The 13,839-nt window shown below is 59.2% G+C and carries 12 protein-coding genes; 8 read left to right on the top strand and 4 right to left on the bottom strand.

Features of this window, described 5'->3' with window-relative positions:
• Window positions 1-106: 106 nt before the first annotated feature.
• From NDI87_RS12340 to gyrA, 4 genes are read right to left on the bottom strand one after another with little or no spacing between them, the layout of a single operon-like run.
• A complete protein-coding gene (locus NDI87_RS12340) occupies window positions 107-994 on the bottom strand; it encodes a prephenate dehydrogenase/arogenate dehydrogenase family protein (protein ID WP_296275566.1) in 888 nt (295 codons plus the stop codon).
• 2 nt (window positions 995-996) lie between these two features.
• A complete protein-coding gene (pheA, locus tag NDI87_RS12335; protein WP_296275565.1) occupies window positions 997-2,079 on the bottom strand; it encodes a prephenate dehydratase in 1,083 nt (360 codons plus the stop codon).
• A gap of 59 nt (window positions 2,080-2,138) precedes the next feature.
• Entirely contained in the window at window positions 2,139-3,236 is a 1,098-nt protein-coding gene (serC, locus tag NDI87_RS12330; RefSeq protein WP_296275564.1) for a 3-phosphoserine/phosphohydroxythreonine transaminase, read from the bottom strand.
• Window positions 3,214-5,847 (bottom strand): DNA gyrase subunit A, encoded by a 2,634-nt coding sequence (gyrA, locus tag NDI87_RS12325; RefSeq protein WP_296275563.1) that lies wholly within the window; start codon window positions 5,845-5,847, stop codon window positions 3,214-3,216. Before gyrA ends, serC begins: the two co-directional genes overlap by 23 nt.
• 245 nt (window positions 5,848-6,092) lie before the next feature.
• On the opposite strand from gyrA, the gene ompA reads away from it, so the two are divergent.
• The 8 genes from ompA to glnA form a co-directional block, all read left to right on the top strand.
• The gene (gene ompA, locus NDI87_RS12320) at window positions 6,093-6,740 is read left to right on the top strand and encodes an outer membrane protein OmpA (protein WP_296275567.1); all 648 of its coding nucleotides are present in this window, start codon (window positions 6,093-6,095) and stop codon (window positions 6,738-6,740) included.
• A 266-nt stretch (window positions 6,741-7,006) separates the two neighbouring features.
• The gene (locus NDI87_RS12315; protein ID WP_296275562.1) at window positions 7,007-7,372 is read left to right on the top strand and encodes a hypothetical protein; all 366 of its coding nucleotides are present in this window, start codon (window positions 7,007-7,009) and stop codon (window positions 7,370-7,372) included.
• A gap of 36 nt (window positions 7,373-7,408) precedes the next feature.
• Complete coding sequence (locus tag NDI87_RS12310) at window positions 7,409-8,830, top strand: bifunctional enoyl-CoA hydratase/phosphate acetyltransferase (protein ID WP_296275561.1); 1,422 nt, start codon at window positions 7,409-7,411, stop codon at window positions 8,828-8,830.
• Between the two features lie 10 nt (window positions 8,831-8,840).
• Window positions 8,841-10,025, top strand: a complete 1,185-nt coding sequence (locus NDI87_RS12305; RefSeq protein ID WP_296275560.1) for an acetate/propionate family kinase — start codon at window positions 8,841-8,843, stop codon at window positions 10,023-10,025.
• 63 nt (window positions 10,026-10,088) lie between these two features.
• Window positions 10,089-10,859: a 16S rRNA pseudouridine(516) synthase gene (locus tag NDI87_RS12300; RefSeq protein ID WP_296275559.1), complete on the top strand. Its 771-nt coding sequence runs from the start codon at window positions 10,089-10,091 to the stop codon at window positions 10,857-10,859.
• Window positions 10,856-11,764 carry an EI24 domain-containing protein gene (locus NDI87_RS12295; protein ID WP_296275558.1) on the top strand — a complete coding sequence of 303 codons (909 nt, stop codon included), beginning with the start codon at window positions 10,856-10,858 and terminating at the stop codon, window positions 11,762-11,764. The genes NDI87_RS12300 and NDI87_RS12295 overlap by 4 nt, the downstream gene beginning before the upstream one ends.
• A complete protein-coding gene (locus NDI87_RS12290) occupies window positions 11,721-12,569 on the top strand; it encodes a molybdopterin-binding protein (RefSeq protein WP_296275556.1) in 849 nt (282 codons plus the stop codon). Before NDI87_RS12295 ends, NDI87_RS12290 begins: the two co-directional genes overlap by 44 nt.
• A 233-nt stretch (window positions 12,570-12,802) precedes the next feature.
• The coding region (gene glnA / locus NDI87_RS12285; RefSeq protein ID WP_296275555.1) for a type I glutamate--ammonia ligase at window positions 12,803-13,839 on the top strand (1,037 nt) is incomplete at its 3' end.

The following is a 13,839-nucleotide window of genomic DNA, read 5'->3' as shown; positions in this document are numbered from 1 at the left end:
GTGAGGGCGGCCAGCAGCAATACCCGGTTTGAGATGCTTTTGGAGCCTGGCAAGGTGATGGCGCCGCCAGCAGACAGCAAAGGCGGCAGATCGATGAAGACGGTGTTCAGCATGCGGGTTTGGGGTGGTGATGTTGTTTGAGATGCCATTGGCTGCGCGCCGAACTGGCCTGCGCAATCAGCGCTTCGATCGCTACACCATCGCCTTGCACCATGAGGGCCTCGAACGCCTGCAATTGGGTTTGCAGTTGCTGGCTTTGCACCAGCAACTGCTGGCGGTTGGACAGGAAAATGTCACGCCACACCTTGGGGTCGCTGGCAGCGATGCGGGTGAAGTCGCGAAATCCGGGGCCTGCCAGCGCCAAGAATTCCTGTCCCTGGGGCTGGCCTGTCACAGCATTCATCAGGGCAAATGCCAGCAGATGAGGGAAGTGGCTAACTGCCGCAAAGGCCGCATCATGGGCCTCGGGCGACATCTGCACCACCTTGCAACCCAGCGCCTGCCAGACTTCAAGCGCCTGCTGGCCCTGCTTGCTCAGGGTGTCGGCCGTCGGTGTCAGGATCACCTGGCAGCCTTGGTACAGCTTGGCGTCGGCGTGTTCCACGCCAGCCTTTTCCTTGCCGGCAATCGGGTGGGCTGGCACAAACGAGCCGATCCGCTCGCCCAGGCCACGCTGTGCAGCCGCCAGCACGTCAGCCTTGGTCGAGCCCACGTCCATGACCAGCATCTGCGGCGTGACGGCGGGCGCAATCAACTGCAGGGTGGCTTCCGTGGCGGATACTGGCACCGCCATCAGCACGATGTCGGCACCGGTTGCCGCCCGCAAAGCAGATGTTGCAGCCACGTCAATGACGCCGAGTCGCAGGGCTTTCTGGGTAGTGCTGGCCGACGGGCTGTAACCCACCACGTGTTGCACCAGTCCGGCATGTTTGAGCGCCAGCGCAAATGAGCCGCCCATCAGGCCGCAGCCGATCAATCCGAGTTGCGCAAACATGCTTACTCGCTGACCGGGTAGGTGCCCAGCACTTTGTAAAACGCGCACAGTCCGCGCAATTCTTCCAGTGCGGCAGCCACATGAGGCTGGCTCGGGTGACCTTGCAGGTCGATGTAAAAATAGTATTCCCACTGTCCCGAGCGCGCCGGCCGTGACTCAAAGCGGGTCATGGAAACACCGTGTTTCTTCAGCGGCACCAACAGGTCGTGCACGGCCCCCGGCCGGTTGGTGACCGAGACGATCAGGCTGACACAGTCATTGCCCGTGGCTTGCGGTGCGGCCAGCGTTTGCGGCAGGCAGATGATGGCAAAACGGGTGCGGTTGAAGGCATCGTCCTGGATCGCGTAAGACGCAATGTGCAGGCCAAATTCACTGCCGGCGCGCTCGCTGGCGATGGCGGCCCAGGCCGGGTTGGTGGCGGCCAGGCGGGCGCCCTCGGCGTTGCTGGCGGCAGCGCGCCGCTCGGCATGGGGCAGGTGGGTGGTGAGCCAGTCCTGGCACTGTGCCAGGGCTTGCGGATGGGCGTAAACGGCCTCGATATCGTGCAGCGAGGGCTCCAGGCGCAGCAGGTTGTGCCGCACCAGAAAGCTGGTCTCGCCAATGATGTGCAGCGGCGAGTTGAGCAGCAGGTCGAGCGAGCGCGAGATGACGCCCTCGGAGGAGTTTTCGATCGGCACCACGCCAAATTCGGCGCTGCCGGCCGCAGTGGCGCGAAACACCTCGTCAATGCTGACGCACAACACGCGTGACATGCTGCCGCCAAAGAACTGGATAGCGGCCTGTTCGCTGAAGGTGCCCGCCGGCCCCAAGTAAGCCACCCGTTGCGGCGCTTCGAGGGCACGGCAGGCCGACATGATTTCACGCCAGATCAAGCTCAGGCTGTGGTCCTTGAGCGGGCCGCCATTGTGGGCCTGCAAATTGGCAATGACCTGCGCCTCACGGTCCGGACGGAACACGGCCGAGCCGTCCAGGCGCTTGATTTCGCCCACTTCATGGGCCAGGCTAGCGCGCTGGTTGAGCAGGGCCAGCAGCTCCAGGTCAAGGGCATCAATCTGGGTGCGCAACTCGGGAAGGGTTTTTGCCATGGGCCGGTTCAAGTGAAAGAGTAATCGTCATTGCGGGTGAAGTGTGGCAAGCCATGGCTTCAGCCGCGTCGGGCTTCAAAGTCACGCATGTAGTCGACCAGCGCCTGCACGCCTTCGAGCGGCATGGCGTTGTAAATGCTGGCGCGCATGCCACCCACGGATTTGTGGCCCTTGAGCTGCAGCAGGCCATGTTCACGGGCGCCACTGAGGAAGGCGTCATTGAGGCTTTCGTCGCGCAGGTAAAACGGCACATTCATGCGCGAGCGGCAATCCCTGGCCACCCGGTTGAGGTACAGGCCGGAGTTGTCGATGGCGTCGTACAGCAGTTCGGCCTTGGCGATGTTGCGGGCTTCAACCGCTGCGATGCCGCCCTGGCTTTTAAGCCACTTGAACACCAGCCCGGCGATGTAGATCGAGTAGGTGGGCGGTGTGTTGAACATCGAATCGTTGTCGGCCACGGTGCGGTAATTGAAGGCGCTGGGGCAAATCGGCAGCGCGCGGTCAAGCAGGTCTTCGCGCACCACCACCAGCGTCAAACCCGCCGGCCCCAGGTTTTTCTGGGCACCGCCAAACGCCAGCCCGACGCGCGACCAGTCGACCGGACGTGAGGCCACATGCGAGGAAAAGTCCACCACCAGCGGGGCATCACAGCCGAGTGCTTTCAGGTCGGGCAAGGTGTGGTATTCGACGCCGTTGATGGTTTCGTTGCTGCAGATGTGCACGTACGCCGGCTTGTCACTGAGTTGCCAGCTGGCCGGGTCGGCCAGCGTGGTATGGCCGTTACCCTTGGTGTTGACCGCCTCAGTTGCGGTGCAGTACTTGCGGGCTTCCCCCAGGGATTTCTGGCTCCAGCTGCCGGTCACCACAAAGTCAGCCGTCTGACCCTTTGACAAATTCAGTGGCACGATGGCGTTTTCAGCCAGACCGCCGCCCTGCATGAAGAGCAGCTTGAATTGCGCTGGCACCGCCAGCAACTCGCGCAGATCAGCCAGTGCCTGGGCGTGAATGGCGCCAAATTCCTTGCCCCGGTGGCTCATTTCCATCACACCCATGCCGCTGCCATGCCAATCGAGCATCTCGGCGGCGGCCTCGGCCAGCACCGCGTCGGGCATGACGGCGGGTCCGGCGGAAAAGTTATACGGTCGCATCGTTGTCATCGTCCGTGGTGTCTTCGGTGGTGGGAATGGCATCGTTTTCCACAATGCGTTGCAGGCCGCTTAACTCCGAGCCATCGTCCAAGCCGATCAGTGTCACGCCCTGGGTGGCACGACCCAGTTCACGGATTTCAGAGACCCGGGTGCGCACCAGCACACCCTTGTCGGTGATCAGCATGATTTCGTCGTCGGCGTGCACCAGCGTGGCGGCCACCACCTTGCCGTTGCGCTCGCTCTGTTGAATGGCAATCATGCCCTTGGTGCCACGGCCGTGGCGGGTGTACTCGGCAATGCTGGTGCGCTTGCCATAACCATTCTGGGTGGCGGTCAGCACGCTCTGTGTTTCGTCCTCTGCTACCAGCATGGCGATCACGCTTTGGCCTTCTTCGAGCGTCATGCCGCGCACGCCGCGCGCCTGCCGGCCCATCGGGCGCACATCATTTTCGTCGAAGCGCACCGCCTTGCCGCCGTCAGAGAACAGCATCACGTCATGTTGGCCGTCGGTCAGGGCAGCACCAATCAGGTAATCGCCTTCGTCCAGATCAACGGCAATGATGCCGGCCTTGCGCGGATTGGAAAATTCAACCAGAGCGGTTTTCTTGACCGTGCCCATGCTGGTGGCCATGAAGACATACTGGTCGGCAGGGAACGAGCGTTTCTCACCGGTCAGCGCCAGCACCACGGTGATCTTTTCACCTTCCTGCAGCGGGAACATGTTGACGATGGGGCGACCCCGTGAGCCCCGCGAGCCCTGCGGGACTTCCCACACCTTGAGCCAGTACATGCGGCCGCGGTTGCTAAAGCACAGGATGTAGTCGTGCGTGTTGGCGATGAACAACTGGTCGACCCAGTCGTCTTCCTTGGTGGCGGTGGCCTGCTTGCCGCGCCCGCCACGTTTCTGCGCCCGGTATTCACTCAAGGGCTGGCTCTTGATGTAGCCGCTGTGGCTCAAGGTGACCACCATGTCGGTGGGAGTGATCAGGTCTTCGGTGGAGAGGTCGAACGAGCTGTGTTCCACCAGTGAGCGGCGTGCCCCCAGTTTGGTCTGGCCAAACTCGGTTTTGATGACGGTTAGTTCTTCGCCGATGATGATGGAAACGCGCTCGGGCCGGGCCAGGATGTCGAGCAGGTCATCAATCTCGGCCATCACCTCTTTGTATTCGGCCACGATTTTGTCCTGTTCCAGGCCGGTCAGGCGCTGCAGACGCATCTGCAAAATTTCCTGGGTCTGGGTTTCAGACAGCCGGTACAGGCCGTCCTTGCCCATGCCGTACTGCATTTCAAGACCGTTGGGGCGGTAGTCGTCAGCATTGACCACACCGCCGTCGGCACGGGTGCGGGTGAGCATTTCGCGCACCAGCGTGCTGTCCCAGGCGCGGCTCATCAGTTCGGCCTTGGCCACGGGTGGCGTGGGCGATTCGCGGATGATGCGGATGAATTCGTCGATGTTGGCCAGTGCCACAGCCAGGCCTTCGAGCACATGGCCGCGTTCGCGCGCCTTGCGCAGGTTGAACACGGTACGCCGCGTCACCACTTCACGACGGTGCTGCAGGAAGACCTCGATCAGGTCCTTCAGGTTGCACAACTTGGGCTGGCCGTTGATCAGGGCCACCATGTTCATGCCGAAGGTGTCCTGCAACTGGGTTTGCTTGTACAGGTTGTTCAGCACCACCTCGGGCACTTCACCGCGTTTGAGTTCAATCACCAAGCGCATTCCCGATTTGTCGGACTCGTCCTGGATGTGGCTGATGCCCTCAATCTTCTTCTCGTGCACCAGCTCGGCCATGCGTTCCTGCAGGGTCTTTTTGTTGACCTGGTAGGGCAACTCATCCACGATGATCGACTGGCGTTGCCCTTTGTCGATGTCTTCGAAGTGGCACTTGGCGCGCATCACCACACGACCGCGGCCGGTGCGGTAGCCGTCCTTGACGCCGTTGATGCCGTAAATGATGCCGGCGGTGGGGAAGTCAGGTGCCGGAATGATTTCCATCAGCTCGTCGATCGAGGCCTCAGGATTGCGCAACAGGTGCAGGCAGGCATCGACCACTTCATTGAGGTTGTGCGGCGGGATGTTGGTGGCCATGCCCACCGCAATGCCGCCGGAACCATTGACCAACAAATTGGGCAGGCGTGACGGCATGACCAGAGGTTCTTTTTCGGAGCCGTCGTAGTTAGGGCCGAAGTCCACTGTCTCCTTGTCCAGGTCGGCCAGCATCTCGTGCGCAATTTTGGCCAGGCGGATTTCGGTGTAACGCATGGCCGCGGCGCTGTCGCCGTCAACCGAGCCGAAGTTGCCCTGGCCGTCCACCAGCATGTGGCGCATGGAAAAGTCCTGTGCCATGCGCACGATGGTGTCGTAGACCGACTGGTCGCCGTGCGGGTGGTATTTACCAATCACGTCACCGACGATACGGGCCGATTTTTTGTACGCCTTGTTCCAGTCGTTGTTGAGCTCGTGCATGGCAAACAGCACGCGACGGTGTACCGGTTTAAGACCGTCACGCGCATCAGGCAAGGCCCGCCCGACGATGACGCTCATGGCGTAGTCCAGATAGCTGCGGCGCATCTCGTCGGCAAGGCTGGTGGGCAAGGTTTCTTTGGCGAACTGGGTCATGGGATGGACTTGAGGCGAGGCAAGATCTGAGTTAGCTGCTCATTTTAAGCTGTGCGTTTGTCGCTGCTTAGCAACGCTTGCGCCAAATAGTCTCTGGTCGACTTGAGAAAGAGAGGAAGCGTTGATTTTGTGCATGTCATGCAAACTATGCTGTGGCACAATGACTTTAACGCCCAACTTGATAGGCATCTTGGGTGTACCTATATCGACGCAGTTCGCTGCGGATTTTTTCCTTAAGGAGAACCCTGATGAAATTGAATAAAGTGGCCATGCTAATCGCTACTGCAGCCCTGGCAACTGCTGCCGGCGCCCAAACCATTGATAACTGGCGCAGTTCCGACGGCACCGTCTGGAAAAATGGCACCAACGAACTCTGCTGGCGTAATGCCTACTGGACTCCTGCTACTGCCGCTGTCGGTTGCGATGGCGCCATTGTGGCACCTGCTCCAACACCAGTGGCCGCACCTGCGCCAGCACCAGTAGTCGTCGCTCCTGCGCCGGCACCAGCACCCGCACCCGCGCCAGCGCCTGTCGCTGCTGCCAAGGTGACTTACGCCGCAGATGCCTTCTTTGATTTCGACAAATCAGTGCTCAAGCCTGAAGGCAAAGCCAAGCTCGATGATCTGGCAGCCAAAGTCAAGGACATCAATCTTGAAGTGGTGATTGCCGTCGGTCACACCGACGCCACTGGCCCCGATGGGTACAACCAAAAACTGTCGGTACGTCGTTCTGAGGCTGTCAAGGCATACTTGGAGTCCAAGGGCATTGAAAAGAACCGTATCTACACCGAAGGCAAGGGTGAGGCACAGCCTGTGGCAGACAACAAGACCAAAGAAGGTCGCGCCAAAAACCGTCGCGTTGAAGTTGAAGTGGTGGGTACCCGCGCCAAGTAATTGGCTCATGTCCTAACGTTTCAAGCTCAACAAAAAACCCGCTTCGGCGGGTTTTTTGTTGTCTGAAGCGGGGTGTGATTCCGCTATGGCCGTACAGTGCGGCGTTGCCAACGCTCTTTTTTGCATGAAATTGTGCCGACTGTTGCAGATTGGCACCTAGGGTTTACCCTAAAATGCTGTTTTAAGTAATTTATTTATGCATGACAAAAATGTGAGTCATAGCTGTGCAGGTTAACGATCAGCTGACCCAACGCCTGTGCACTTCCATGAACGGACTCAATGTCCGTATTGCCCGACTGGCCTCGGCCCTGCATGTTTCCTTGAATGATCCTATTGCCATGGACATGTTGATGGCAACGCGACAGACGCAACCGATTGTCAATGAGCGACGTACAGCCAGTATTGGCCTGGCCCAGGTGAACGTCAGTGCTGATCGTCGCCGGAGTCACCTGCAAGATGAGTTGCGCGGTTTGCTGGTGTTGCGACTTCAACTGGAGGTGGCCAGCCTGAATAACAACGGTTTGAGTGTGACACTTCAGGCAATGACGCAGGCTGAAGAACACCTGATTCGTCAGGGATTCGAGCCGGGTGCTGACGGTTTGGATCTGGATGATTTTTTTAAAGTTAACTAGGTTTATGCGCTGTATTTTTAATATTGGTGGACTGAAATGAACCTGCCTTCGGAAACTGAACTGGTTGAAAACTACACCTACTCCGAGATCAAGCTCGGGCAAAGTTCCCGTTTGCTGCGCACCTTGACGCTCGAAGATATCCAGGCTTTTGCCGCTGTTTCAGGCGACACCAACCCGGCGCATCTGGACTCGGCCTATGCCAGCGACAGTCTGTTTCATGGTGTGATAGCCCACGGCATGTGGAGCGGGGCGCTGATTTCGGCCTTGTTGGGCACCCAGTTTCCTGGTCCCGGCACCATTTACCAGGATCAGGCCCTGCATTTTGTCAAACCGGTTCGCGTTGGTGACACGCTCACCGTGACCGTGACCGTGATGGCCCTGCATCCGGAAAACAAGAGCGTGGAGCTTGACTGCCGGGTGTCCAATCAGCGTGGTGAGTTGGTTCTGAGCGGTATTGCCAAGGTGCTAGCACCGACCGACAAGGTGCGTTTGCCGCGCGTGACAGCGCCACAGATCCAGTTGTTTGATCCGCAGGCGCGCTTCAATAACCTGTTGGCGCTGGGGCGCAAGCTTGAAGCGGTGCGCTGTGCCGTGGTGCACCCCTGTGACGAAGGGTCGCTCAGTGGGGCCATGGATGCTGCCCGTTATGGCCTGATCGTGCCAGTTTTGATTGGTCCCGAGATGCGCATTCGCCATGTGGCCGCAGAAGCGGGTATTGATTTGACGGGTATTGAAATCCTGTCCGTGCCACACAGCCACGCAGCAGCTGAAAAAGCCGCCGAAATGGCGGCCGCATGGGAGGTCGAGATGCTCATGAAGGGCAGCCTGCACACCGACGAACTGATTCACGCGGTGCTGGCCAAGCCGGCCTTGCGCACGGGGCGGCGCATGTCGCATGTGTTTCGTTTTGATGTGCCGCTCTACCATAAGCCCTTGTTGATCACCGATGCCGCGCTCAACATCCATCCCAGCCTGAAGGAGAAAGTGGACATCATTCAAAACGCCATCGACTTCGCACGCATCCTGGGTGTGGCCGCGCCCAAAGTCGCCATTTTGTCGGCGGTGGAAATGGTCAACCCCAGCATGCCTTCCACGCTGGATGCCGCAGCCCTGTGCAAAATGGCCGAGCGTGGCCAGATTACCGGCGGTGTGCTCGATGGGCCGCTGGCTTTTGACAATGCCATTTCGATGCAAGCCGCACAAATCAAGAATATTCAATCAGTGGTTGCAGGCCATGCAGACATCCTGGCGGTGCCTGATCTGGAGAGCGGCAACATGCTGGCCAAGCAATTGGAATACCTGGCTGGTGCCAGCGGTTCCGGCATTGTGTTGGGCGCCCGGGTGCCCATTGCGCTCACCAGCCGTGCGGATGGTCCCTCGAACCGGGTGGCCTCGGCACTGCTTGCCTTGTTGGTTGCGCATAACGCGCGCCGTGATCACCCCCGTCCCGTTTGGTAAAGGTTTAATCATGTCTATTTTGTCGGTCAATGCGGGCTCATCGAGTCTGAAATTTTCACTGTATCCGCTGGTCCAGCGTCAAGTTACGCCTCAGATACTCACGGGCAACATTGAGGGTCTTGAGCCGGGCGGTTCACCTGAAATGCGCTGGACCTTTCAAGGCCAGAGCCACAGTCGCCAGCTGAATTTGGGCACCGAGCAGGTCTTTGCCAAGGCCCTGTCGAGTTTGCGTGATCTGCTCGCAGCGTTGCCGAACATCCCAGCCATGCAAGCGGTGGTGCACCGGGTCGTGCATGGTGGCGCGCAATACCGCGCCAGTGTGCTGGTCACCGATTCCGTGCTGGCCGACCTGACGCAACTCATTTCCCTGGCACCCTTGCACCAGCCTGCCAATCTCGAGGGCATACGCGCCTTTGCGCAGGCCTTTGCCGGATTGCCGCAGGTGGCCTGTTTTGACACGGCTTTCCATGCCACTTTGCCCGAGGTGGATTACCGTTATGCCTTGCCAGAAGTGCTGTACCAGCAGGGGCTGCGCCGTTACGGTTTTCATGGTCTGTCGTACCAGTATGTCATGGGTGTGTTGCAGCAAAGCAGTTCCCGCGGCAACGACCGGGTGCTGATGGCGCACCTGGGCAATGGTGCCAGTCTCTGTGCGGCCCGGGCCGGCCGGAGTTGCGCGACCAGCATGGGTTTTTCGGCATTGGACGGCTTGATGATGGGTACCCGCCCTGGGTCGCTGGATTCGGGTGTCCTGCTGTATCTGATGGAGCAGGGATGGGATCATGACCGCCTGCAAAAGCTGTTGTACAAGCAGAGCGGCCTGCTTGGTGTGTCGGGGGTATCCGCCGATATGCGCCGCCTGCGGGCTGACACCTCGCCTGGCGCCAGGTTGGCGGTGGACATGTTTACCTATCGGGTGGCGCGTGAAAGCGGGGCTCTTGTCGCTTGCCTGCAAGGGCTGGATGTGCTGGCATTCAGTGGTGGCATCGGCGAGCATGACGTGGCCCTGCGGACTGAGCTTGGGCAGAGGATGGCGTGGCTGGGTGTTCAAATTGACCCCGTGCGCAATGCACAGGCGACGGCCGACCAGGTGATGTCGATCCACACGCCAGACAGTGCCGTGGAAGTTTGGGTGGTTCCTACCGATGAAGGTGTTGTGGCGGCACGTGAGGCGGCGCGACTGCTGCAGCCCTGAGGCGCATGGACTCTGCAGCGTGCCCGGTCGCGCTGGCGCTGCGTACTTTGCGATACTCGGCGCATGCAGCTTCAAGACATTCTTTATTCACAAGGCTTTGGTACCCGGCGTGTCTGCGCCGGGTTGATCCAGCAGGGGCTTGTTCAGGTTTACGATCGCAGCGAACCGCCGGCCCCAGTCAAATGTGTTCAGTCGACGGCTGAATTCGAAGCAGAAGGGCTGCGCTTTCAGGTGCAGGGGGTGGACTGGCCCTACGCCGGGAAGGCTTACATCATGCTGCACAAACCGGCTGCCACCGAGTGTTCACAAAAGCCGTCCACCTACCCCAGCATCTACACCTTGCTGCCGTCACCGCTGCGACTGCGGCCGCAAAAAGGCGCTGTGCAAGGCGTTCAGGCAGTGGGTCGGCTGGACCAGGACACCACCGGTCTGCTGTTGCTCACCGACGACGGCAAATTCATCCACCGCATGAGCTCGCCGCGCCACCATGTGCCCAAGGTTTATGAGGTCACGGTCAAGCACCCGCTGGATGCGCGACAGGTCAGCCAGTTGCTGGCCGGTGTGGTCCTTGATGATGACCCCAAGCCGGTGCGTGCGGCCGCCTGCGAGGCGGTGTCTGAGTTCCATTTGCGGCTGACACTGACCGAGGGCAAATACCACCAGGTCAAACGTATGGTGGCTGCCGTGAGCAACCGGGTGGAGGCCTTGCATCGTTCGCAAATTGGCGGGCTGCGTTTGCCCGATGATCTGGCACCGGGCCAATGGCGGTGGTTGCGCGCGGCGGATTTGGCCAGCATTGCGGGCGCGCCTGCTGGGGTATGCTTGACCCCATGAGACTGTTGTTTGATTCCTTCTGGCGTGCGGTGGCCTATGGCTTGAAGCCAAAGGTCATGGTCTTGTCGTTTTTGCCGCTGTTGCTGATGACTGCCCTGGCGCTGGGCCTGGGCTACTTGTATTGGGATGGCGTGCTGGCTTCGGTGCGTCTGTGGCTCGAATCCTCGGCCCTGATGACCAGCATTTCAGGCTGGTTGCAGAGTTTTGGCTTGGGCAACCTGAAAATCGTACTGGCACCTCTGATCGTGATTTTTGCGATGACACCGGTCATCGTGGTGTGTTCACTGCTGGTGGTGGCGCTCATGATGACCCCGGCGCTGACTGCCATGGTGGCGAGAAATCGATTTCCTTCACTTGAACGCAAACGCGGTGGTTCCCTGCTTGCCAGTCTGTGGTGGTCATTGGTGTCCACCTTGTTGGCCTTGGTGGCGCTGATCGTGTCGGTGCCGCTGTGGCTGATTCCGCCCTTGATCCTGATTCTGCCGCCGCTCATCTGGGGCTGGCTTACTTACCGGGTCATGGCTTTTGATGCATTGGCTGAACATGCCAGCAGCGAGGAGCGGCGCGAGATTTTCCGTCGCCACCGGCTCAGTTTGCTCGGCATTGGCCTGTTTTGTGGCTATTTGGGCGCAGCCCCCAGTCTGATCTGGGCCTCGGGTGTTTTGTTTGTGGCGGCGTTTGTCGTGCTGGTGCCTCTGGCGATCTGGCTTTACACGATGGTGTTTGCCTTGGCCTCGCTTTGGTTTGCGCACTTTTGTCTGGCTGCCTTGCAAGGCTTGAGGACCGAACGTGCCCAGGCCGCTTCTGCGCCAACGCCACCCGACGCCATGCCGCCTGATTCTTTGACCCTGCCATTTAGCCATGCACCAGACCGACCTGAACCTGCAACACCTGCCCAACCTTGACGTTGCCCCGAAATTCGGCCTGATCATCATTGGCGACGAAATTTTGTCGGGCAAGCGGGCCGACAAACATTTGCCCAAGATGATTGAATTGCTCAAGGCGCGGGGCTTGTCGTTGGCCTATGCCGAATACGTGGGCGACGAACCTGAGCGCATCACTGCCGCCTTGCAACGCGCTTTTGTGTCGGGTGATGTTGTGTTTTCCACCGGCGGCATTGGCGCCACACCCGACGACCACACGCGCCAGTGCGCCGCGCGCGCGCTGGACGTCAAGCTGGAACTGCATCCGCAAGCCAAGGTCTTGATTGAGCAACGCATGCAGGACGTGGCGCTGGAGCAGGGCAAAACCTATGACCCAATGCAGGCCGACAACCTGCACCGGCTCAATATGGGTGTTTTTCCGCAGGGCTCGCAAATTATTCCCAATCCCTACAACAAGATTCCTGGCTTTAGTTGTGGCCATGTCCACTTCGTGCCAGGGTTTCCGGTCATGGCCTGGCCCATGATGGCGTGGGTGCTTGACACCCATTACCCGGTATTTTTTGCCAAGGATGCCTGGCTGGAGCGTTCGGTGGTCGTTTTTGGTGCGATGGAAGCCACTCTGACACCCCTGATGGAAACCATTGAGCGTGATTTTACCGGTATCAAGGTGTTCAGCCTGCCCAGCGTTGACCATCCGGAATACGGACGCCACATTGAGCTTGGGGTCAAAGGAGCGCCTGATGCTGTGGCCCCTGCGTTTGCCGCGCTGTTGGATGGATTGGCACCATTTCGAGTCAAATTTGGCCCTGAATTGGTGCGTTCATGAGCTGCTGGTCTTGAGTGCAATTTAGTGCACATAATTGGTGCGATTGTGTTGGACGGATGAACCGATGAATGGTCTTAATTCACGTACCCTCGCCGCTAACCTATTTGAAAGTGTTGAAACTCAAGGCAAAATATGCCCCATGACGGATCTGATCGAATAGCGATGGGTCTGGCACAAAACCTGCATTCTCAAGCTCAAACCTCTTTTCAACAACTATTCCTTTGGAGTAATCAATGGCCAAGACCGTCGCAGACGTGATGAAGATGGTGAAAGACAATGAAGTCAAATTTGTTGACTTCCGTTTCACCGATACCCGTGGCAAAGAACAGCACGTCACCGTGCCTGTGTCCCACTTTGACGAAGACAAATTCACTTCAGGTCATGCCTTTGACGGTTCATCCGTGGCGGGCTGGAAAGGCATCGAGGCCTCGGACATGCAACTCATGCCCGACCCCAATACTGCCAACATCGATCCTTTCTTTGAAGAAACCACCATCTTCATGAGCTGCGACGTGATCGAACCCAGCGATGGCAAGGCTTATGAGCGTGACCCACGCTCGGTGGCCCATCGTGCCGAAGCCTATCTCAAGGCCTCCGGCATGGGAGATACCGCCTACTTTGGTCCGGAGCCGGAATTCTTCCTGTTTGACGACGTGCGCTGGAACACCGACATGTCGGGCTGTTTCTTCAAGATCGACGATTACGAAGCACCCTGGAACTCTGGCAAGAAAATGGAAGGCGGCAACCGTGGCCACCGTCCCACCACCAAAGGCGGCTACTTCCCCGTGCCTCCAGTGGACAGCACGCAAGACATGCGCGCAGAGATGTCGCTGATTCTGGAGTCGCTGGGCATTCCGGTTGAAGTGTTCCACCACGAAGTGGCCGCCCCCGGCCAATGCGAGTTGGGCACCAAGTTCAGCACGCTGGTTGAGCGCGCCGACTGGACCCAGGTCCTGAAATACGTGGTGCAAAACGTGGCCAATGCCTATGGTAAAACCGCCACGTTTATGCCGAAACCCATCGTTGGCGACAACGGCTCCGGCATGCACGTGCACCAGTCGATCTGGAAAGACGGCAAGAACCTGTTTGCCGGTGACGGCTATGCCGGACTGTCCGACTTTGCGCTGTACTACATCGGCGGCATCATCAAGCACGCCCGTGCCCTGAACGCCATCACCAACCCTGGCACCAACAGCTACAAGCGTCTGGTTCCTGGTTTCGAGGCGCCGGTCAAGCTGGCTTACTCGGCCAAGAACCGCTCGGCATCAAT

Origin of the sequence: Rhodoferax sp., assembly GCF_023701345.1 — a bacterium.
In the GTDB taxonomy this organism is placed as follows: Bacteria; Pseudomonadota; Gammaproteobacteria; order Burkholderiales; family Burkholderiaceae_C; genus Rhodoferax.
This window is presented reverse-complemented; position numbering and strand designations above follow the sequence as displayed.